17 protein-coding genes are annotated in these 21,717 nt (G+C 72.2%); 6 read left to right on the plus strand and 11 right to left on the minus strand.

All coding sequences use genetic code 11. From position 1 onward, the window contains the following. Positions 1–99 precede the first annotated feature (99 nt). Together FDM97_RS25665 and FDM97_RS25670 are read left to right on the plus strand one after the other, a co-directional pair. On the plus strand, positions 100–1,380 hold the full coding sequence (locus tag FDM97_RS25665; protein WP_137992841.1) for an MFS transporter: 1,281 nt from the start codon (positions 100–102) through the stop codon (positions 1,378–1,380). Continuing rightward, positions 1,316–2,659 carry a D-arabinono-1,4-lactone oxidase gene (locus FDM97_RS25670; RefSeq protein ID WP_137995028.1) on the plus strand — a complete coding sequence of 448 codons (1,344 nt, stop codon included), beginning with the start codon at positions 1,316–1,318 and terminating at the stop codon, positions 2,657–2,659. Before FDM97_RS25665 ends, FDM97_RS25670 begins: the two co-directional genes overlap by 65 nt. A gap of 3 nt (positions 2,660–2,662) precedes the next feature. Here the strand turns inward: FDM97_RS25670 and FDM97_RS25675 are convergent, their stop codons facing one another. After that, positions 2,663–3,484: a hypothetical protein gene (locus tag FDM97_RS25675; RefSeq protein WP_254705757.1), complete on the minus strand. Its 822-nt coding sequence runs from the start codon at positions 3,482–3,484 to the stop codon at positions 2,663–2,665. Positions 3,485–3,971: 487 nt separating this feature from the next. Between FDM97_RS25675 and sepH the strand changes: the two genes are divergently transcribed. Beyond that, positions 3,972–5,015: a septation protein SepH gene (sepH, locus tag FDM97_RS25680; RefSeq protein WP_137992843.1), complete on the plus strand. Its 1,044-nt coding sequence runs from the start codon at positions 3,972–3,974 to the stop codon at positions 5,013–5,015. 55 nt (positions 5,016–5,070) lie between these two features. On the opposite strand, the gene FDM97_RS25685 is transcribed toward sepH, so the two are convergent. Further along, complete coding sequence (locus FDM97_RS25685) at positions 5,071–5,907, minus strand: sulfurtransferase (protein WP_137992844.1); 837 nt, start codon at positions 5,905–5,907, stop codon at positions 5,071–5,073. A 330-nt stretch (positions 5,908–6,237) separates the two neighbouring features. Between FDM97_RS25685 and FDM97_RS25690 the strand changes: the two genes are divergently transcribed. After that, positions 6,238–7,026, plus strand: coding sequence for a VOC family protein (locus tag FDM97_RS25690; RefSeq protein ID WP_137992845.1), 789 nt, complete (start codon positions 6,238–6,240; stop codon positions 7,024–7,026). A 23-nt stretch (positions 7,027–7,049) separates the two neighbouring features. Here the strand turns inward: FDM97_RS25690 and FDM97_RS25695 are convergent, their stop codons facing one another. The 3 genes from FDM97_RS25695 to FDM97_RS25705 form a co-directional block, all read right to left on the minus strand. Continuing rightward, entirely contained in the window at positions 7,050–8,396 is a 1,347-nt protein-coding gene (locus FDM97_RS25695; protein ID WP_137992846.1) for a polysialyltransferase family glycosyltransferase, read from the minus strand. A gap of 3 nt (positions 8,397–8,399) precedes the next feature. Then, positions 8,400–9,365, minus strand: a complete 966-nt coding sequence (locus FDM97_RS25700) for a glycosyltransferase family 2 protein (RefSeq protein ID WP_137992847.1) — start codon at positions 9,363–9,365, stop codon at positions 8,400–8,402. 108 nt (positions 9,366–9,473) lie between these two features. Next, positions 9,474–12,164: a YfhO family protein gene (locus FDM97_RS25705; RefSeq protein WP_137992848.1), complete on the minus strand. Its 2,691-nt coding sequence runs from the start codon at positions 12,162–12,164 to the stop codon at positions 9,474–9,476. Positions 12,165–12,393: 229 nt separating this feature from the next. Here FDM97_RS25705 and FDM97_RS25710 point away from each other — a divergent pair, with 229 nt between their 5' ends. Continuing rightward, entirely contained in the window at positions 12,394–13,596 is a 1,203-nt protein-coding gene (locus FDM97_RS25710) for an MFS transporter (RefSeq protein ID WP_137992849.1), read from the plus strand. A 9-nt stretch (positions 13,597–13,605) separates the two neighbouring features. Here the strand turns inward: FDM97_RS25710 and FDM97_RS25715 are convergent, their stop codons facing one another. From FDM97_RS25715 to FDM97_RS25730, 4 genes are read right to left on the minus strand one after another with little or no spacing between them, the layout of a single operon-like run. Beyond that, the gene (locus tag FDM97_RS25715; RefSeq protein WP_137992850.1) at positions 13,606–14,253 is read right to left on the minus strand and encodes a thymidine kinase; all 648 of its coding nucleotides are present in this window, start codon (positions 14,251–14,253) and stop codon (positions 13,606–13,608) included. 47 nt (positions 14,254–14,300) lie between these two features. Then, positions 14,301–15,506 (minus strand): alkaline phosphatase family protein, encoded by a 1,206-nt coding sequence (locus tag FDM97_RS25720; protein WP_137992851.1) that lies wholly within the window; start codon positions 15,504–15,506, stop codon positions 14,301–14,303. Continuing rightward, positions 15,506–16,090, minus strand: a complete 585-nt coding sequence (locus tag FDM97_RS25725; protein ID WP_137992852.1) for a DUF5998 family protein — start codon at positions 16,088–16,090, stop codon at positions 15,506–15,508. Before FDM97_RS25725 ends, FDM97_RS25720 begins: the two co-directional genes overlap by 1 nt. Before the next feature lie 54 nt (positions 16,091–16,144). After that, positions 16,145–19,435, minus strand: coding sequence for a GNAT family N-acetyltransferase (locus tag FDM97_RS25730; RefSeq protein WP_137992853.1), 3,291 nt, complete (start codon positions 19,433–19,435; stop codon positions 16,145–16,147). 174 nt (positions 19,436–19,609) lie between these two features. On the opposite strand from FDM97_RS25730, the gene FDM97_RS25735 reads away from it, so the two are divergent. After that, positions 19,610–19,891, plus strand: coding sequence for an HPr family phosphocarrier protein (locus tag FDM97_RS25735; RefSeq protein WP_137992854.1), 282 nt, complete (start codon positions 19,610–19,612; stop codon positions 19,889–19,891). Between the two features lie 158 nt (positions 19,892–20,049). On the opposite strand, the gene FDM97_RS25740 is transcribed toward FDM97_RS25735, so the two are convergent. Together FDM97_RS25740 and FDM97_RS25745 are read right to left on the minus strand one after the other, a co-directional pair. Beyond that, positions 20,050–20,742: a GntR family transcriptional regulator gene (locus tag FDM97_RS25740; RefSeq protein WP_137992855.1), complete on the minus strand. Its 693-nt coding sequence runs from the start codon at positions 20,740–20,742 to the stop codon at positions 20,050–20,052. A 197-nt stretch (positions 20,743–20,939) separates the two neighbouring features. Further along, on the minus strand, positions 20,940–21,710 hold the full coding sequence (locus FDM97_RS25745; protein ID WP_137992856.1) for a M23 family metallopeptidase: 771 nt from the start codon (positions 21,708–21,710) through the stop codon (positions 20,940–20,942). Positions 21,711–21,717: the final 7 nt, after the last annotated feature.

Here is a 21,717-nt window from a genome sequence, read left to right on the forward strand (position 1 = left end):
ACGGCGCGGCCCGTCCGAAAAAGTGGCTGACCGATCCAGTTCAACACCGTAGGCTTTAGCTATTAATTACACGTGTTGAGCCAACGCCCGGAGATCCTCTTGCCCAGTCCCTACCGCGCGATCTTCGCGGCGCCCGGCACCAGATCCTTCTCGGTCGCCGGTTTCATCGGCCGGATGCCGCTGTCCATGATGGGCATCGGCATCGTCACGATGATCTCCCAGGTCACGGGGCGGTACGGACTCGCGGGGGCGCTCTCCGCGACCATGGCGATGTCGGCCGCCGTGCTCGGCCCCCAGGTCTCCCGGCTGGTCGACCGCTACGGCCAGCGCCGTGTGCTGCGCCCGGTCACTCTCGCGTCGCTGGTCGCGGCCGCCGGGCTGCTGGTCTGCGTCCAGCAGAAGGCCCCGGACTGGACCCTGTTCGTCTTCACCGCCGTCATCGGCTGTGTGCCGAGCCTCGGCGCGATGACCCGGGCGCGCTGGGCGCAGATCTACCGCGGCGAGGCCCGCCGACTGCACACCGCGTACGCGTGGGAGTCGATCGTCGACGAGGTGTGCTTCATCTTCGGCCCGATCATCTCGATCGGTCTGTCGACGATCTGGTTCCCCGAGGCGGGACCGCTCTTCGCCGCCGTCTTCCTCGCCATCGGCGTCTTCTGGCTGACCTCGCTGAGCGCCACCGAACCCGAGCCGCACCCGAGCGACGGCACGTCCGGTGGCTCGGCGCTCCGCTCCCCTGGCCTGCAGGTTCTGGCCCTCGCCTTCGTCGCCACCGGGGCGATCTTCGGCTCGGTGGACGTGGTGACGGTCGCCTTCGCCGACGAGCAGGGCCACAAGGCCGCCGCGAGCCTCGTGCTCGCCGTCTACGCGCTGGGCTCCTGCCTGGCCGGCGCCGTGTTCGGGCTGCTGCACGTCAAGGGCGAGCCGGCCCGTACATGGCTGGTGGGTGTCTGCGCGATGGCCGTGAGTATGATCCCCCTCCTACTGGCCGGGAACCTGCCGTTGCTGGCCGTGGCGCTCTTTGTCGCGGGCCTGTCCATCGCGCCGACGATGGTGACCACCATGGCCCTCGTCGAAGCGCACGTACCGCGCACCAAGCTGACCGAGGGCATGACCTGGACAGGAACCGGGCTCGCGATCGGTGTGGCGCTCGGCTCCTCGGCCGCCGGCTGGGTGGTCGACGCGTCGGGTGCGGAGGCGGGGTACGTGGTGCCCGTCGTGTCGGGTGCGCTCGCGGTCCTGGTGGGTCTCCTGGGGTATCGCCGGCTGCGCAGGCCGGCGCCGACACGGGAGGGGCAGCGTGAGCGGTACGACGATGGGGCGGTCACGGCGGTCGGAGAGCGCGGGGAGCACCAGGACGGCGGACAGCCCGTGGCGTAACTGGGCGGGCAACGTCACCTCCCGTCCGGTACGGGAGGTCAGCCCGGCCTCGGCCGAGGAGCTGGCCGACGTCGTCAGGAAGGCGGCGGTGGACGGGCTGCGGGTGAAGACGGTCGGCACCGGCCACTCCTTCACCTCGATCGCCGCCACGGACGGGGTGCTGATCCGCCCGCACCTGCTGACGGGGATCCGTCGGATCGACCGCGAGGCGATGACCGTGACCGTGGAGTCCGGCACTCCGCTCAAGCGCCTCAACGTGGCGCTGGCCCGCGAGGGCCTGTCGCTCACGAACATGGGCGACATCATGGAGCAGACGGTCGCCGGCGCCACCTCCACCGGGACGCACGGCACGGGGCGCGACTCGGCCTCGATCGCCGCCCAGATCCGGGAGCTGGAGCTGGTCACGGCCGACGGCCGGCTGATGACCTGCTCCGAGAAGGAGAATCCCGAGGTCTTCGCGGCCGCCCGGATCGGGCTCGGCGCGCTCGGGGTCGTCACGGCGATCACCTTCGCCGTGGAGCCGGTCTTCCTGCTCACCGCGCGCGAGGAGCCGATGAGCTTCGACCGGGTCACCTCGGAGTTCGACGCGCTGCACGCGGAGAACGAGCACTTCGAGTTCTACTGGTTCCCGCACACCGACAACTGCAACACCAAGCGCAACAACCGCAGTGCAGGCCCCGCCGCGCCGCCCGGACGGGTCAGCGGCTGGATCGACGACGAGTTGCTCTCCAACGGGGTCTTCCAGCTCGCCTGTTCGCTGGGCCGCGCGGTCCCGCCGGTCATCCCGTCGATCGCCAAGATCTCCAGTCGCGCGCTGTCGGCCCGTACGTACACCGACATCCCGTACAAGGTCTTCACCTCCCCGCGCCGGGTGCGCTTCCTGGAGATGGAGTACGCGCTTCCGCGCGAGGCGGCCGTCGCGGCGCTGCGCGAACTGAAGGCGATGCTCGAGGCCTCGCCGCTGAAGGTGAGCTTCCCGGTGGAGGTGCGCACGGCCCCGGCCGACGACATCGCGCTCTCCACCGCCTCGGGGCGGGAGACCGCGTACATCGCCGTGCACCTCTACAAGGGGACGCCCCACCGCGGGTACTTCACCGCGGTGGAGCGCATCATGACCGCGCACGGCGGCCGGCCGCACTGGGGCAAGGTGCACACCCGGGACGCCTCGTACTTCTCCGAGGTCTATCCGCGCTTCGCCGAGTTCACGGCGCTGCGCGACCGTCTCGACCCGGACCGCCTCTTCGCCAACGACTATCTGCGGCGGGTGCTGGGCGACTGACGGTCACTCGGCCGGCGGGGTCTCCTGGACGGCGGCACCGGTGTCGGTGTCGGTGTCACCGGACGGAGTCCCCGACGCGGTCGGGGTGGGCGTCCGGGTGGAGGGCGTCGATGTCGGTGTCGTCGGAGGTGTCGGCGTGGGCGTCGGGTCACCACCGGTCGACCGCGAGGGCGTCGGTTCGGGTACGGGAGTGTCCTGTCCGGCGTCCGGGGACCGTCCGGTGTCGCCCTTCCGCCGCTCCGCCTGCTCGTCGCCGCCCGCCGGCTCGCTCGGCCTCGTGGCGTCTCCCCCACCGCCACGGACGACCGAACCGAAGGTCGTGGTTCCCCTGGTGCCGCTGAAGTCCTGATCCGAGATCAGTTCGTAGGCGGTGATGCCTCCCATGGCGACCAGGAAGACGAGTGCGGCGCCGACCGTGGAGCGCTTCCAGCCGCGGACGCGGGTGCCGTGCGTGGTGGCCTCGCCGAACTCCTCCTCGTACGGCGGTGGTACGGGCCCGCCGACGGTCGTGAGCACCTGTGTGCGGTCGGGGGCGGTGTGCCTGGCGGTCCGCCGGGCCGTCCGCCGGGCCGCGTTCGACGGCTCGGCGTGGACGGCGACCTCCCGGATCTGTTCGCCCGTGCGCTTGAAGAGGTGCTGGAAGACAGAGCCGCCGCAGGTCGCGATGACACTGATCACACCGGCGCCCAGGATCGTGCCGTACACGCCGAGGGTGGAGGCGAGTTTGGCGGCGACGACGGCGGCGATCGCGCTGCCCGACACCTGCGCGACGCTCAGGTCGAGCTTCTTCTTCTCACCCTTCTCGCCCTTCTTCCCCTGATCCATACCCGCCCCTTGCCTGTTCATCTGTTCAACCATCCACCCACAAGGGACAAATGGGCGAAGTGAATGGTTCCGATTCTGGAGTTTCTGTGAAGAGCGACACGTGATGACAGGGATCGCGGAGACTCAACTCCCGTACCGTCGGAGAAGTTGGGCGGCGCGCCGGTCCACCCAGGTGGCCCGAATGGAGTACTGTGGCGAGCCCTGGGTCCGGGCTCCCGCAAGGGTGCCCGGGGTCTTCGGGAGGGGGCCGGCAGCGGCACTCGAACCGGCGGCGCCGCGGCACCGCACGGGCGCCTGATGCACAGCGTGACGACCGGTCACTCTGCGTGGCAAATAGGTAACCGTGCCATAACGGCGTTCCAGGGTCCATGCCCGACACGCCGGGCAACTCGGCAAGGTTGTGGCAGGCTGCACCCGGGCAGGCCACACTCGACTAGCGGAAGCAGCGACGCACGTGACGTCGGCAGGCACCACCCGGGAGGTCCCCATGCCCGAACTGCGTGTCGTGGCCGTCTCCAACGACGGCACACGACTGGTGCTGAAGGCTGCTGACAGCACGGAGTACACGCTTCCGATCGACGAGCGGCTGCGCGCCGCCGTGCGCAACGACCGCGCCCGACTCGGTCAGATCGAGATCGAGGTGGAGAGCCACCTCCGTCCCCGCGACATCCAGGCGCGTATACGTGCCGGTGCGTCGGCGGAAGAGGTCGCCCAGCTCGCCGGGATCCCCGTCGACCGCGTGCGGCGCTTCGAGGGCCCCGTGCTCGCGGAGCGGGCGTTCATGGCGGAGCGGGCGCGCAAGACTCCCGTACGCCGGCCCGGGGAGAACACCGGACCTCAGCTCGGCGAGGCGGTGCAGGAGCGGTTGCTGCTGCGCGGCGCCGAGAAGGACACCGTGCAGTGGGACTCCTGGCGCCGTGACGACGGCACGTGGGAGGTGCTGCTCGTCTACCGGGTGGCGGGCGAGGTCCACACCGCGAGCTGGACGTACGACCCGCCCAGGCGGCTCGTCCAGGCCGTGGACGACGAGGCGCGCTCGCTGATCGGCGAGACGGACGACACGATCGCCGCCGCGCCGGAGCCCAGCTTCCCGTTCGTGCCCCGGATCGCCCGGCTGCCGCGGGACAGGCCGCTGGACCGTGCCCTGGACCGGCAGATGGACCGGCAGCCGGATCGGCCCGCTCCGTCCTCCGAGCCGGAGGACGAGCGGGACTCGCTCACCAGCCTCCTGGAGGCGGTGCCGAGCTTCCGCGGGGACATGGTCGTTCCGGACCTGAGCCCGGAGCCCTCCTCGGCCGAACCCTCCGAGGAGACCGAGGCGGAGGAGCCCCCGGCTCCCGCGGCCTCGGCCGGCGCGGGCTCGGCCTATGCCGACGTCCTCATGCCGCGGGCTGTCTCGGGCCACCGCGACCGTCTGACGGGCACCACGGACCGCCAGGCCGAGGCGGACGGCGTCCGCCCGGGCCGCCGAGCGGCGGTCCCGAGCTGGGACGAGATCGTCTTCGGCACGCGAAGGAAGAAGCAGGACTGACGTCCGTACGGGAAAGGGGCCCGCGCCGGGAAGGCGCGGGCCCCTTTTCGCGGCGCTACGCCGGGTCCGGGCCCGTCGCCACCGGGCGGGACGGGTCGTGGGACCACTCCGACCAGGAACCGGCGTAGAGGGCCGCGGGGAAGCCCGCGATCTCCAGGGCGAGGACCTGGTGCGCGGCGGAGACGCCGGAACCGCAGTAGACGCCGACCGCGCCGTCCGCACGGGCGCCCAGCGCGGAGAAGCGCGCCGCCAGCGTCTCCGCGGGCAGGAAACGGCCCTCCTCGTCGACGTTCTCCGTCGTCGGGGCCGAGACCGCGCCGGGGATGTGGCCGGCGACCGGGTCGATCGGCTCCACCTCGCCCCGGTAGCGCTCCCCCGCCCGCGCGTCGAGCAGCAGGCCGGAGCGGGCCAGCGCCGCCGCCTCGTCCGCGTCGAGCAGCCCGAGGGCGCCCGGCTTCGGCGCGAAGTCGCCGGGCCGCGGCAGCGGGGTCTCCTGGGACAGCGCGTGGCCCTCCGCCGTCCACGCCGCGAGGCCCCCGTCCAGGACGCGTACGTCCGCGTGCCCGCTCCAGCGCAGCAGCCACCAGGCCCGGGCCGCGCCCCAGCCGAGGCCGCCGTCGTAGACGACGACCGGGGTGTCCGCCGAGACGCCCGCACGGCGCATCGCCGCTCCGAAGGCCGCCACGTCCGGCAGCGGGTGCCGCCCGCCGCTGCCGGGCGGACCGGCCAGTTCCGCGTCCAGGTCGACATAGACCGCGCCGGGGATGTGTCCGGCCTCGTACGCGGGCAGCCCGGGCGGGCCGCCGAGCTGCCAGCGGACGTCCAGCAGTACCGGGGGCCTCGCCCCGGCCGACTCGCTCACGAGTTCGCTTGCGGTGATGATGGGCTTCATGAGTGCCATCCTCGCGCAGCACGCGCGGCGACGAACCACGCCGTAGCGACGGCGGAGCGGACGACACCGGACGGCGGCCGGGAAACCGGATCGACAACCAGGCATCCTCCTGCGGGATCGCGCCAAAAAACGGCGCGGCCGTGGCGCACCGCGCGCCCGGTGGTGCAAGCATCTGCACGGGGCGCGCGACCGAGGCGCGCGTACGGCAGGTGGACGGCGGGCAGGAATCCGCTGCGGAACCCGAGAGCCCCGCTCCCACCGCCGTACGCACTCGTGCGCACGCCTTGTCCCCCCGTACGGCCACGACGATGGTCCGAGGAGAGAGTGACGATGACCGAGGCGACTCGGCGCACACCCGGTACACCCTGTTGGGTGAGCTTGATGGTGCATGGGATTGACGCGACGCAGGAGTTCTACGGCGCGCTCTTCGGCTGGGAGTTCGTCCCCGGCCCGCAGCAGCTCGGCCCGTACGTCCGCGCACTGCTCGACGGCAAGGAAGTGGCCGGCATCGGCCAGCTGCCGCCCGACCGGCATCTGCCGGTCGCCTGGACCACCTACCTGGCCACGAACGACGCCGACGAGACCGCGGAGACCATCCGCTGCTGCGGCGGAACGGTCGCCGTCGGCCCGATCGACGCCGCCGAGGCCGGACGGATGGCGATCTGCTCGGACCCGACCGGCGCCGTCTTCGGGATCTGGCAGGCCGAGCTGCACCACGGCATCGCGGCCGCGGGCCCGCCAGGGACACCGGTCTGGAACGAGCTCCTGACGTACGAGGCCTCGGCGGTCGGCAAGTTCTACCGGACCGTGTTCGGGTACGAGGCCGAGCCGGTCGTCTCCCCCGACGTCGACTTCCTCACCCTCCATGTCGACGGTCGCCCGGTGGCGTCCCTGCACGGCGTGGGCACGGAGCTCCCGCGCGACCGGGGCCCGCACTGGATGACGTACTTCGAGGTCGCCGACACGGACGCGGCCGCCCGCCTGGTCACCGAGCTGGGCGGCCGGGTGCTGCGGCCGCCCTGGGAGGGAACGGCGGGCCGGCGCACGGAGGGCCGGCTCGCGCTCGTCGCGGACCCGGAGGGAGCGGTCTTCACGATCGTCCGCTCGGCGGGCGGCTGACGCGGGGGGCAGACCCCCGGGCTTCAGCTCCTGCCGCTCCTGGCCAGGCTCCGGCGCAGCCGGGCCGCGGGCCCAGGGGCGTCGCCGCCGGGCAGTCCGAGCTCGGTCAGCCGCTCCCGCTGGAAGTACCGCTGGAGGGACCGCGCCGGGTGCTCGCCTCCCCGGTGCGCGTCGAGGAGCCGCGCGGTCTCCTCGCGCAGCAGGGGGTGGAGTTTCGGCTGCATGCAGTAGCCCACGGCCCGGACCAGCGGCGCCAGGGTGTCCGGCGCGGCGCCGGGCACGACGGGGCCCTCCCCCGTCTCCAGGTCGGGCACGATGTGGTCCACGACGGTCAGCGGCACGCGGTTGCTGTTCTCGTACGGCCTGAGCCGCTCCAGGACCGTGCCGGTGCCCACCCGGGCGATGGGGACGTCGTAGTAGACGGCCGCGGTGAGCATCGCCGTCGAGAAGCAGCCGACGACGAGCCGCGGCCGGCAGCGCTCGTAGAAGGTCTCGGCCAGCAGCGGACCGTCCAGGACCGTCAGCCGCACGCCTGCCTCCTCGGCCGCCTCGTGCAGGGCGAGCGAGTAGCGGGCGGGCGCGGTCGGATGCGGTTTGAAGATCACCGAGGTGTGTCCGGCCGTCGCGGCTCCGCGCAACATGCGGACGTGCAGCTCCTCCTCCTCTTCGGCGGTGAGGATGCCGAGCACGGCGAGGTACTGGCCGAGGAGGAGGGCGGTGGGCGCGGCCGCGACCGCCTCGGTGACCTGCCGGTCGTCCTCGGCCGCCTCGGCGATCTCCGCGAGCACCGCGCGGAAGGACTCGTCGGGTACGAGCTCGGGCTCGACGCCGTACTCGGCGAGCAGCAGGGGACGCAGTCCGGGCACCAGGTCGAGGTGGAGCAGGCGCCGGATGCGGCAGGCGATCGACTGCGGCAGCTCGTCACGCGTCGGCCCGTAGCTCATGAGACCGTCGGCGTAGAGCTGGACGGTGCTCTCGGCGAAGACCGCGGCGAGCGCTTTGGCGGGGTTGACCTGAATGGATTCGACGATCAACTCGACGGGGGCGGCGCCCAGTTCCCACGCCGTCCGGAACACCCGCTGCCACAGCGGGGCCTCCTCCGGGCGGGGCGCCCAGGAGCTGGGGTGGTGGGGGTGGATGGCCTCGTTCCAGTCGATCGTCTCGTCGAACCGGGCGGCGATCCGGTCGTAGCCGGTCATCGTGTCGAGCCGCAGCGCGGTCTCCGGGATCTCGGCGTTGTTCGACACGAGCAGGATCCGCCGGGCGTTCTCACGGGCGCCGAACTGACCGGCGTCGAGGGCCGCCGCCAGGGTGGCCGCGCCGTACAGCGTGGAGACCTGGAAGATCTGGGTACGCGGGTTCGCAGTCATGGGTCAGGCCGCCTTTCCGGTGGCACGCAGGCCGCGGAGCAGCGTGCTGCGCTTGGTGTCCATCGTCGCCAGCGTCTCGTCGAGCACCTGCTGCGGCATCCGCCGCAGGGCGTCGGTGACGTTCTGCTTGAGTCGCTTGGTCACGGCCGGCTCGTACTGGTCGGCCTTGCCCATGTGAAAGGCGATCATGGCGCAGTAGGTGCGCACCGCCTTCGGCAGAAAGCGGTCCGCCTCGGCGTCCTGGGACACCTCTTCGAGCAGCAGATCGTACGACGGAATGAAATCCAGCTGGCGGTTGTCGGTGATCTGCGTGAGCGAGGTGGTCACGCCGCGCCGGTAGAAGACCCCGTGGAGACTGAGAGCCGCATAGGTCGTGGCTTTCAGATGAAGACGCCAGATCCACAGCCGGTCCTCGGCGGTACGCAGTTTCGTCTCGAATCGCGAGGCGCCGTTCTCGAAGAGCCGGCCGCTGTAGATACCGAACGGGACGAACGGATAATCGACCATCGTCACCATGCTGGCGGGTGCGATTCCGTCGCGTGGATTCATCACCGTGTCGCGCTGCCGGGCGGGCGCGTACCGGATGCTGCGCGACGGTCCGGTCGACTGCACATGGTCGGTGCGGGCGAAGTCGCAGCCCAGCGTCTCGATGCCGTCGACCATGGCGCGCAGGTGGCCGGGGGCGTACCAGTCGTCGCCGTCGAGGAAGGTGACGTACTCCCCGGTCGCCGCGTCCAGGCCGGTGTTGCGCGCCTGGGCCACGCCCAGATTCGTCTCGTGGCGGATCACGGTGGCGTTCGGAACGCGGTCCTGCCAGCGGTCGAGAACGTGGGGTGTCTCGTCCGTGGAACAGTCGTCGATCAGCAGGAACTCGAAGTCCGGATCCGCGTTGTTCGCGAGGCTGCGCATGGTGTCGGGGGCGTAGAGCCCGACATTGTGGAACGGCACGATGACGGACAGTTTCGGCACACGGAATCCCAACACTCAAAAACCAAACAGAAAATCAGTCGGTCAAGCGATCGGAGCTGACGGCGGTCACGCCGACGAACGCCGGCCGGGCGGGCAGCGTATCCACCGCTATTTCCCGCCGGTCGAGCCGGATGTGCACTCCGGGTGAACTCTTGTCGTCCCGCGCGGAAACCGGCTCCGGAATCCGATGACCAGCAGAGCGATCAGCGCGATGGCGCCGATCGCTCCGCCGAGGCGCAGCCCCGGGGGCCGGAAGGTGCAGCTGACCGAGGACGCCGCGCCGTCGAGCGGGACGGCCAGGAGACCCAGATACCGCTGGGCGGGGGCTGGGGACGCGTCCCCGGCGCGACAGCTCCAGCCGGAGATCCGCGGCACGGCGATGACGGCGGTTCCGGTGCTGCCGGGCGGGAGTTCGGCGGTCAGGGTGTGGCCGGAGGCGTGGACGGCGGTGGCTCCGGTGGCCGTCAGGTGGCGCACGGCCGTGTCGAGCCGCTCCTGGACGAGGCAGCCGACGGGGTGCCGTGGCAGCGGGGCCGCCCCCTTGGACGCGCGCGGGCCGCGCAGTTCGATCCGCACCGCGCCCGAGGCCGGGACCGTGCCGAGCGTCTGCATCGGGCCGAGGACGGACGGCAGTTTGCCGGCGAAGGAGACGGGCGGCTGTCCCTGCAGGGCGGCGGTGCCCTGGTACTCGGGGGCCCAGAACCAGAGTTGGGCGTGGGCGGGGCAGGAGGCGGTCAGCGTGGTGGCGCCCTGGGGACCGTCCGTGCGCCGGAGTGTGGCCGGCACCTCGTACACCTTCGCGCCGAGCAGCAACTCCTGGTTGGCGAAGGCGGATTCACCGAAGGTGGTGCGGGCCCCAGGGCCCGTGGTTCCGGCCGCGGGAAGCCGGACGTCCGGGCGGACGGTGACGAGCGGGGGCACGGGGGTGCCGGTGAGGGTGATCGCGGCCTCGGGCAGTGTGTCCGTGCGTACGGGAGCCGAGGGTGTGGAGCGCATCCGGGTGCCGATCGAGAAGATCGCGTCGGTCACGGGATTGTCCAGGCTGACCGGGTGGCGGCCCTTCGCGTAGAAGCCGAAGCCGAGGGCGGAGAGCGTCTCGGAGTAGACCTTCGAGGTCAGGCTGGAGTAGTAGTCGGCGCCCTGCCCGCCGACCAGCAGGACGTCGTTGCCGCCGGGCACCTCGCCGGGATCCGTACGGTGGCGCGGCCAGGCGTCCGCGCGTGCGGTGGCCCGGGCCATGTCCTCGTGCCAGGGTCCGACGCGCGGCGCCCAGGAGACCTGGCTCAGCTGCTTCTCCTCGATCCTGCCCCCCGTGATCGCGGTCTCGCCGGCCTGGGCCAGGACGAGGAGCGCGACGGCAACGGCGGGCAGGACCCGGGCGCCGGCGGTGTACCGCCGGGCGAGCAGAACGGCAGCGGCGGCGAGCACGGCGAGGATCAGCGCGACGGCGAAAGCGGGGTAGGTCCATCGGTCGACGACGACGCTGTCCCGGGCGACGAACGTCATGGCCGCCAGGAGCGCCCCGGCGCCGAGCAGCGCGGACGTCCGGGGCAGCCCCTGGGCCGTGGACAGCCAGGCCGCGATCAGCAACAGGCCGCAGAGCACGAAGGTCTGACGGTACGGAATGCCGTTCGGCGAGGCCCCCGCGTGCCAGAGCAGGTGGGTGGGGCCCCACTGCATCGAGAGCGCCACCAGGCAGATCGCGGCCGTCCAGGCGATACGGACCCGGGGGGCGAGGGCGCGGTTGAACGGCAGGGTCAGCGCCAGCGCGAGCGCCGGGGTGCCGATGAAGAGAGCGGGGCTGGCGACGCTCCCCGTGGCGGGCAGCAGCCGCGCGAACACCTCCGTCCAGGCGACGGCGGTGAACGTCACCTCGGGGGTCGGGTCCGCGACCCGGGTGGCCAGGAAGATCACCAGGACGAGCGGTGCGGCGAGGCCGATGCCGACGAGCACGGCGCGGGCGGCGCGCAGCAGCCCGGCCAGGCGGCGGCGACCGGTGTCGTCGGCGGTGAGGAGCCGGACCGCCAGGACGACGGCCGCGCCGAGGGTCGCCATGTACGCGGTGTAGAAGTTGGCGAACCAGACCAGGGCCACGACCAGCGGCCCGAGGACCGGGCGGCGCCCCGCGCGGGCCCACTCCCCCACCAGGCACAGCAGGGGGAAGGCCAGCAGTCCGTCGAGCCACATCGGCACGGTGGCGCCGTAGTTCAGGGTCCAGCCGCACAGCGCGTACGCCGTGCCGAGGACGGCGGCCACGGGCCAGGGGCCGCGCCGCAGCGTCAGGAGGAGCGCAGCCATCGCGGCACCGGCGGTGGTGATCTTGGCGGCGGTGATGACGTAGAGGGCGAGTTCGATCCGGTCCGCCGGGAAGAGGACGACCATCAGGTCGAACGGGCTGCTCAGATACGTGCCGTAGTCGCCGAGGAAGTTCGAGCCGAAGCCCGAGCTCCAGTTCAGGAACAGGTCGCCGTCGGCCTGGCCGAGGAGCAGCTTCCGCCAGTAGGCGTGGTACGGCAGGTACTGCTGGCCGAGGTCGACGATGTTGCGGGTGGTGGGCCCGAACGGGTAACTGCCGGCGAGCGCTCCGGCGAGACAGAGGACGAGGCAGGTCAGCGCGGCGGCCGTGGCGGCCGCGCGGAGGCGGAGGCTGCGGCGGGCGCGGTCGATGAGCCGCGGCGCGGGGGCGCGGCCCCCGGTCCCGTTCCCGGTCCCGTCCGGGGTCCCGTCCGCGGTCCCGTCCGCGGTCCCGTCCCCGATCCGGCCCGCGGCCTCGTCCTTGGTCTCGGCAGCAGGGGGCACACGTCCTCCGGGTGGTGCGTCACATCAGGGGCCGAGGCCCATTACCGCCGAGCCGGACGACTCGTATCCGATCAGCAGGCGGTCCGGGGGCGCACCGGAGGTGAACACGAGGTGCCGGACGCGATACGCCTGCACGCAGAGGTATCCACCGTTTGCAGATATCCAGCGTCTGCAACTATTGTCGAAGCACGTAAGACCCCTCTGCAATCATTCTGGAAGGTGCTTCGCCATGCCTCTCGCGCTCCTGGCCCTGGCCATCGGGGCCTTCGGGATCGGCACCACCGAGTTCGTGATCATGGGTGTGCTGCCCCAGGTCGCCGGTGACTTCGGTGTCTCGATCCCCACCGCCGGCTGGCTGGTGACCGGCTACGCCCTCGGCGTCGTCCTCGGCGCCCCGCTCCTGACCGTGCTGGGCACGAAGGTGTCCCGCAAGAAGATGCTCCTCTTCCTGATGGGCCTCTTCGTCGTCGGCAACCTGCTGTCCGCCGTCGCCCCCTCGTTCGGCGTGATGCTGACCGGCCGGATCGTCGCCTCACTCGCCCACGGCGCGTTCTTCGGCATCGGCTCGGTCGTCGCGGCCGATCTGGTCGCCCCGGAGAGGAAGGCGTCCGCGATCTCGCTGATGTTCATGGGACTGACCGTCGCCAACATCGTCGGCGTCCCGCTGGGCACCTCCATCGGCCAGTCGGCCGGCTGGCGCGTCACCTTCGCCCTCGTCGCCGCCCTCGGCGTCGCCGGCTTCCTCGGCGTGGCCGGGCTCGTGCCCGAGACGGGCAGGCCGGAGAGCCGGAACGTCCGCACCGAGTTCGCCGCCTTCAAGAACGTCCAGGTCTGGCTCGCCATGGCGATGACCGTCCTCGGGTACGGCGGTGTGTTCGCGGCCATCACGTACATCACGCCGATGATGACGGAGGTCGCCGGCTACACCGAAGGCGCCGTGACCTGGCTGCTCGTCCTCTTCGGCATCGGCATGTTCCTCGGCAACCTCCTCGGCGGCCGGTTCGCCGACCGCGCCCTGATGCCCCTGCTCTTCACCACCTTGGGCGCCCTCGCCGTGGCCCTGCTGGCCTTCACGGCCACCGCCCACGACAAGGTCCTCGCCGCCGTCACCATCACCCTGATCGGCGCGCTCGGCTTCGCCACCGTCCCCCCGCTGCAGAAGTGGGTCCTGGACCAGGCCTCCGCCGCCCCCACGCTCGCCTCGGCAGCGAACATCGGCGCCTTCAACCTCGGCAACGCGCTGGCCGCCTGGCTCGGCGGCGTCGTCATCGCAGCGGGCCTCGGCTACACCGCACCCAACTGGGTCGGCGCCCTCCTGTCCGGCACCGCGCTGCTGCTGGCCTTCCTGGCCGCGTTCCTCGCCAAGCGCACACGGACCGCCACTCCCCAGGCCGACCCGATCGCCACGCCGGTGACGGCCGGGCTCCGCTGACCCTCGCCGTCAGGCCGAGGTGACCGGCAGGACGTCCGGGGAGAGGACCGCCGCCCGCGCCGTCGCCGCCGTCATGCGGCGACGGTGGTGTCGGCGGCACAGCACCTCGTAGCCGATCTCGTCGCCCGCGTTCACGTCGCCGACCACGACCTGCGCGCCCTCGACGACCATCGCGCCGCCGACCGTACGCGCGTTGTGCGTCGCCCGGGCTCCGCACCAGCACAGGGCCTCGACCTGAAGTACCTCGACGCGGTCGGCCAGTTCCACGAGCCGCTGCGAGCCGGGGAACAGCTTGGAACGGAAGTCGGTGGTGATGCCGAAGGCGAAGACGTCGAGTTCGAGGTCGTCCACGACCCGGGCGAGCTGATCGATCTGCTCGGGCGACAGGAACTGCGCCTCGTCCGCGATGACGTAGTCGCAGCGGCCACCCTTCGACAGATGGGCGACGAGGTACGCGTAGAAGTCGAAGCCCTCGGCCGCCTCCACGGCGTCGGTGACCAGGCCGAGGCGGGAGGAGAGCTTGCCCTCCCCCGCACGGTCGTCCCGCGTGAAGATCATGCCCTGGAGCCCGCGGGCGGACCGGTTGTGCTCGATCTGAAGAGCGAGGGTGCTCTTTCCGCAGTCCATCGTTCCGGAGAAGAACACCAGCTCGGGCATGGGAGGTCGATGACCTTTCAGGTCGTGGGAGAAGGAAGGGGACGGGGTCAGGCGCGGACTTCGAGGAGCGGGACCAGCTGCTCCTCGGGCGTCATCGATCCGTGCATGCCGACCATCGCCGACTCGTGGGGTTCGTTGACGGAGGCGGTGATGACGACGTCGTCATGGGCCGCGGCGACGACGTCGCCGATCCTGCCGTACACGCGCTCGTCGACCTTGTCGCCGAACCAGCCGAGCCCGATGGCCTCGTCCCGGCTCGCCACCCAGAACTGCTCGCCGAGCACCTCACGCCAGCACGTCAGCACGTCGGTCTCGGCGCCCGGCACCGCGTAGACGTGACGGGCGCGCCCCTCACCGCCGAGGAGGGCCACACCGGCGCGCAGCTCCCAGTCCTCGTCGAAGTCGATCCGGGACTGCTCGTCGAAGGGGATGTCGACCATGCCGTGGTCGGCGGTGACGTACAGGGCCGAGCGGGGCGGCAGCTGCTCGGCGAGGCGCTGGACGAGCCGGTCGACGAACATCAGCTGACCGCGCCACGCGTCGGAGTCGATGCCGAAGCGGTGTCCGGCCCCGTCGAGCTCGCTGTAGTACGTGTAGACCAGCGAGCGGTCGCCGCCGGCGAGCTGCTCGGCGGCGAAGTCGATGCGCTCCTCGCCGGCGAGCCGGCCGTGAAACGTTCCGCCACTCAGTCCGATCTTGGTGAGCGGGGTGTCCTGGAAGATCGGCGAGGAGACCTGGGCGGTGTGGATCCCGGCCTCGTGGGCGAGCTGGAAGACCGTGGGGTACGGCTGCCAGACGCGGGGCGAGGTCCACGGCTTCCAGCGGAGCTGGTTCATCAGCTCGCCGGTCTCGGGATTGCGGACGGTGTAGCCGGGCAGGCCGTGCGCGCCGGGGAACAGTCCGGTGCCGACCGAGGCGAGCGAGGTCGCGGTGGTGGCGGGGAATCCGGCGGTGATCGGGCGCCCCGTGCCGCCGCGCGAGGAGGCGAGGAGGGAGGTGAGGTACGGGGCCTCGTCCGGGTGGGCCTTGATCTGCTCCCAGCCGAGCCCGTCGATCAGGAAGACGCAGTTCCGGTCGGCGGGGGTGAGCTCGGCGATCCGGGCCTCGAACCCGGGCGCCCCTTGCCCGGCGACGAGCGTCGGGAGGAGATCGGCCAGCGAGCCCGAGCCGTACTCGGGTACGGGAGCGGTGTCGAGGGCGAGCGGGACGGGTTCGTCGGGCCAGCCGGAGGTGACGGCCGTGGGCTGGACCATCAGCGGGTCGCCGCGGTGGCTTCGGAGAGCGACTGGGCGAAGGCGAGGGTCTGGCGCACGGTGTCGGGGCCGTCGCCCGCGTCGCTGACGCGCAGGCTGAGGTCGTCGGCGGTGGCGTTGCCCGTGTAGCCGTGGTCGGCGTCGCAGTTGGGGTCGCCGCAGGCGGCGGGCTCCAGGTCGATCCGCGAGACGGCGCCCCAGCCGATGGTGAGGACGACCTCACGGGGGAGGGTGCCGGGGGTGTACGACTCCGGGTTGGCGACGACGCGGCTGACGACGACCGAGGAGATCCGGTCGAGCTTGACCGACTCGGTGGAGGTCGTGGCGTACGGCGTCGGGGAGCTGTTGTCGGCGGCCTGCTCGTCGGTGTGGCTGACGATGAAGCGGTTGGCCGTCAGGACGAGGACCGTGACATGGCGGCGGACCTCGTTCGAATCGAACGTGGTCTCCTGGTGCACCAGGTACGACGCGATCGCCTCGCCACCGACGGCGGCCTCCACCGCCTCGGCCACGAGGGCCGGGTAGTAGCCGCTGCGCTCGATCGCCGCGCGCAGCCCCTGGGTCGTCGTACCGGTCTTCGCCATGGACTCCATCCTAATCCGTCGGAAGGGGCGCTCCGGGCCCCTGCCGCCAGGGCTTCAGTAGCTCGGCAGACGGCGCGGGCCGAGGTCCGTGCGGGGCGGGGGCGGGGCGAGACGGACGGTGGCGCCGAGCACGGAGAGGCCGTGGTTGGCGACGACGACCGGCTCCAGGGTGATCGCGACGACCTCGGGGTGGTCGTCGACGAGCCGGGAGACGCGCAGCAGCAGTTCCTCGAGGGCCGGGGTGTCGACGGGGGCGGAGCCACGCCAGCCGAAGAGGAGGGGGGCCGTGCGGATCGACCGTACGAGCTCGGCGGCGTCCCGGTCGGTGGCCGGGACGAGCCGGTGCGCCATGTCGCCGAGCAGCTCGGAGGCGGCCCCGGCGAGCCCGAAGGAGAGCACGGCGCCGACGGCCGGGTCGATGGCCGAGCGGACGACGGTGTCCACCCCGCGCGGCACCATCGCCTGGACGACCGGCTGGAGCTCCTCGGGCTTGCCGAGCGTGTCGGTCAATTCGGCGTACGCGGTGCGGAGTTGTTCCTCGGTGGCCAGATCCAGTCGTACGCCGCCGAGGTCGGGGCGGTGGCGCAGGTGGGGCGCGGTCGTCTTGAGGGCGACGGGGTAGCCGAGGCGGGCGGCGGCCTGGACGGCGGCGTCGGGGGTGGGGGCGGGCAGGGTCGGCAGCACGGCGATCCCGTACCGCCCGAGGAGCTCGCGCGCCGCGTCGGCGTCGAGGCTCACGCCGCGGACGTCCGCGTTCTCACCGAGCATCCGCTCGATCTGCGCGGCGGCCCCGCTCTCGTCGATGTCCTCGTACTCCGGCACCCGCCCCGGCTCGGCGGCCTGCCGCCGCCACTCCCCGTACCGCACGGCCTCGGCCAACGCCCGCACGGCCCGCTCGGCGGCGGGATACGCGGGAATACTCCCCCCGGCTCCCGCCCCCCGGACCGCTGACGGGCCGTCCGCCGATCCGCCCATGGTGGACTGAGCCGGGGCTGGTGACGTGCCGTACCCGTCCGCGGTGGACCGCGCCGGGGCCGTCGACGGTGACGGGCCATCCGGAGAACCGCCCGTCGTGGACGGAGCCGGGGCCGGGGACCGGTCCTCCGGCGATCCGCCTGCGGCGGCCGAGGCCTGGGACGGGGCCGTCGGCCCGGGTGCCGCGGCGGACGCGCCCGCGCGGTCGCCGGCGGCGGCACCGTGCGGCTGGGCCCCGTCGAGCCCACCGGATCCGCCGGCCCCCACCTCGCCCGCCGGGCTGACTCGGGCCGTCCCGGCGGGCGGTCCCGGCGTCGCCGGCTCCTGTCCGGAGACGGGCACGGGCCCTGCCTTCCGGTCGCCGGACCCCACCGGAGCTGGTGTCCCGGCGTCGGCGGGTGCCACGGACAGGCCGAGGACCGGCCGCGCGGGCCCCCCGGGCCCGGTCCCGGTCCCGGCTCCCGCCGCGCCCGCAGAGGTCCCCGGTGTCGGCCTCGTGCTCGTCGCCACCGCGAGGGCTTCCGCCAGGCCGCCCATCTCGACGTGGACCACGACCACCGGCTTCGCCGACGACGGCGCGGTGGCGACCGCTTCGCGGAGGAAGGCCGCGAGGACCTCGCCGTCGCCGGACTCGACGGCTCCGTTCTCACCGACCCAGGGGATCGCCGTCACCACGACCGCGTCGCACGCGTCGTCCGCGAGGGCCGCCGTCAGCGCGTCGCGGAAGTCCGCCGGGCTCGCCCCCGTCGTCAGGTCGAGCGGGCGCAGCGGACGCAGCCCCTCCGTCAGGCAGGCGTCGTACGTGAGGAGCCCGAGCGACTCCGAGTTGCCGAGGATCGCGACCCGGGGCCCGGCCGGCAGCGGCTGGCCCGCGAGGAGCAGGCCCGCGTCGACGAGTTCGGTGACCGTGTCGACGCGGATGACCCCGGCCTGGCGCAGCAGCGCGGAGACCGTGGCGTGCGGGATGCGCGTGACCGGCACCCGGTGTCCGGGCGGCGCGCTCCCGCTGTGCCGCGCGCCCTTGACCACCACGACCGGCTTGACCGCGGCCGTGCGCCGGGCCAGCCGGGTGAACTTCCGGGGGTTGCCGATCGACTCCAGGTACAGCAGGACGACGTCCGTCTCCGGGTCGTCGTACCAGTGCTGGAGGAAGTCGTTGCCCGAGACGTCCGCCCGGTTGCCCGCCGAGATGAAGGAGGAGAGGCCGGCGCCCCGCCGGTGCAGTCCGGCGAGGAGCGCGATGCCGATCGCGCCGGACTGGGTGAACAGACCGATCCGCCCGGCCGTCGGCATCTGCGGCGCGAGCGAGGCGTTCAGCCGGACACCGGCCGAGGTGTTGATGATCCCGAAGGCGTTGGGCCCGATGATCCGCATCCCGTACGAGCGGGCCTGCCGTACCAGTTCGCGCTGCCGGTCCCGCCCCTCCGCCCCGCTCTCCGCGTAGCCCGCCGAGAGCACGACCAGGCCCTGCACCCCGTGCTCTCCGCAGTCGGCGACCGCCTCCGGCACCCGGTCGGCCGGGACGGCCACCACCGCCAGGTCCACCGGCTCGCCGATGTCCCCGACGGAGCGGAAGGCCGGCACCCCGTCGAGGGAGCCGGTCCCCTCCGCGAGGGCGCGGTTCACCGCGTACGTACGCCCGGTGTAGCCGGAGTCCAGGAGGTTGCGCAGCACCGTACGGCCGACCCCGCCCGGGGTGCGCCCGGCGCCGATGACGGCGACCGAGCCGGGTGCGAGGAGGCGCTGCACCGAGCGGGCCTCGGCCCGCTGCTCCCGCGCGCGCTGCACGGCGAGCGAGCGGTCGGTGGGCTCCAGGTCGAGATGGAGCCGCACGGAGCCGTCCTCGAAACTGCGCTTCTGGGTGTACCCGGCGTCCGTGAAGACCTTGATCATCTTCGTGTTCGCGGGCAGCACCTCCGCCGCGAACCGTCTGATGTCCCGCTCCCGCGCCACCGCCGCGATGTGTTCGAGCAGTGCGGACGCCACGCCCCGCCCCTGGTGGGCGTCCTGGACCAGGAAGGCGACCTCGGCCTCGTCGGCGGGAGCGCTGGCGGGCATGCCTTGGGCGTCGATGCGGTCGTAGCGTACGGTGGCGATGAACTCTCCGCCGACGGTCGCCGCGAGTCCCACCCTGTCCACAAAGTCGTGATGGGTGAAGCGGTGGACGTCCTTGGCGGAGAGGCGCGGGTAGGGCGCGAAGAAGCGGTAGTACTTCGACTCGTCCGAGACCTGCTCGTAGAAGCTGACCAGTCGGTCGGCGTCATCAACGGTGATGGGCCTGATGCGCGCGGTGCCGCCGTCACGGAGGACCACATCCGCTTCCCAGTGGTCGGGGTATGCGTGTTCAGGCTGTTCCGACGCGCTCTGCATGGGGCAAGCGTACGGCCGGGATACGACAGTGGCACCGGTCGCGCACGCTGTGTGCGCCATGCAAGGTAGGAGGGCCGAACGGCCGTCCCGCCGGGGCCGGAGGTCGGCTACGAGCACCTCGCAACCCGTGAGAGACTGGTCTAGACAACCGCTGAGACTTTGAAGGGCAACACCATGGCTGAGCGCCGCGTCAATGTCGGCTGGGCCGAGGGCCTTCACGCCCGCCCCGCCTCCATCTTCGTCCGTGCTGCCACGGCCTCCGGCGTCCCCGTGACGATCGCCAAGGCCGACGGCAACCCGGTCAACGCCGCGTCGATGCTCGCGGTGCTCGGCCTGGGCGCGCAGGGCGGCGAGGAGATCGTGCTCGCTTCGGACGCCGACGGCGCCGAGGCCGCTCTGGACCGTCTGGCGCGACTGGTCGCCGAGGGGCTCGAGGAGCTCCCCGAGACCGTCTGACCCAAGGACCACACACGAAGGAGCCGCACCGGCCGGAATTCCGGCGGGTGCGGCTCCTTCGTTTTCTCCGCTTTCCAGTAAGAGCACAGTCCATCGGAATTCGGCGCAGCACGAATTCCGCCCGCCGAATTGCTCCCTCTTTGTATACGGCGTGCTCGTTAATTCCGGATGCTCGCCGTGTTTACGACGTGTTGCGAAGCCCTCACACGGCCGCGTTCCGGGCGTTCCGGCCGTTTCAGCCGGTGCAGGACCAGGGAGCGCTCGGCGTGCAGGGCGGTGAGCGTACGGGCGCGTTCGGCGTCGCCCCGCGCCACCGCGTCCACGATCGCCCCGTGCTCGGCCCACGCCTCCACGGGCTGGGCGGGGGTCTCGACCGTGTACATCCAGGCGATCTTGTGCCGCAGCTGGGTGAGCAGGGCCGTGAGCGCCGGGCTGCCCGAGGCCTGGGCCAGGGTCTCGTGGAACCAGCTGCCGAGCGAGCGCAGATCCTCGCCCTGGCCGCGTCTGGCCCGTTCCTGACCCAGCCTGACCAGGCCACGCAGCACCTTGAGATGGGCCTCGGTACGACGCTGGGCGGCGCGCGCGGCTCCGAGCGGCTCGAGGAGCGCCCGTACGTCGAGCAGGTCGGCCGCCTCCTGCTCGGTCGGCTCGGCGACATGGGCGCCCGCGTGGCGGCGGGTGATCACGAAGCCCTCCGACTCCAGCGTGCGCAGGGCCTCGCGGACCGGGACGCGGGAGACTCCGTAGCGGCGGGCCAGCTGCTCCTCGGTCAGCCGGCTGCCGCGCTCGAAGGCTCCGGAGACGATGTCGTCCCGGATCGCCGTGCATACCGAGTGCGCGGGAATGCGCATGTTCGACCTCCGCCTTAATCCGCGCGAAACCCATCCGATTGACGCCTGTTCGCCGGCTCCTCGCCGACTCTTCGGTGACTCTATTGCAGCGGAGAGACATTTCCGATGGCTACCGGAGATCCATGGATATCTTTTGGCCAGCGAAAAGCCCCGGCTCAGTACGAGCCGGGGCTTTTCTGACGCGGGTGGGGCGTGGATCAGACGTTCACGCCGCGGGCGCGCAGGTACGCGACCGGGTTGATGTCGGAGCCGTACTCGGCGCTGGTGCGCGCCTCGAAGTGGAGGTGCGGGCCGGTCGAGTTGCCGGTCGAGCCCGAGATGCCGATCTGCTGGCCCGGGGTGACGGACTGTCCGACCGAGACACTGATGGCCGACAGGTGGCCGTACTGGGTGTACGTGCCGTCGTTCATCCGGATGACGATGTTGTTGCCGTAGGCGCCGCCCCAGCCGGCCTCGACGACGGTGCCGGAGCCGACGGAGACGACCGTGCTGCCGTAGGCCGCGCGGAAGTCGACGCCGGAGTGGCTGCCGGAGGACCAGAGCGAGCCGCCGGCCTTGTAGCCGGTGGTCACGTACGAGCCGGCCACGGGAAGCTGGAAGGAGTTCAGACGCTTGCGCTCGGCCTCACGGGCGGCGCGCTCCTTGGCGGCGCGGATCTCCTTGGCGCGGGCCTCGGCCTTGCGCTTGGCCTCGGCCGCGGCCTTGGCGCGCTCCAGGGCCTCGACGGCCTCGCGCTCCTGCGCGGCGGCCTGGGCGTCGATGGTCTTCGCGAGGGAGTCGGCGGCGACGACCTGGGTCAGGCCGGTGTCCTCGAGGGAGGGAGCGTCCGTGTCGGCGGCGAACGCCGGGGAGGCGAGGGTTCCGATGACGCCGGTGGTGGCGAGCGTCGCCACGCCGGCGAGCCCCGCGCTGCGGCGCGTCAGACGGCTCGGACCACGATGCTTCCCGGTGGCACGGGTGAACGCCATGTAGTGG

Origin of the sequence: Streptomyces vilmorinianum (assembly GCF_005517195.1) — a bacterium.
Lineage (GTDB): Bacteria > Actinomycetota > Actinomycetes > Streptomycetales > Streptomycetaceae > Streptomyces > Streptomyces vilmorinianum.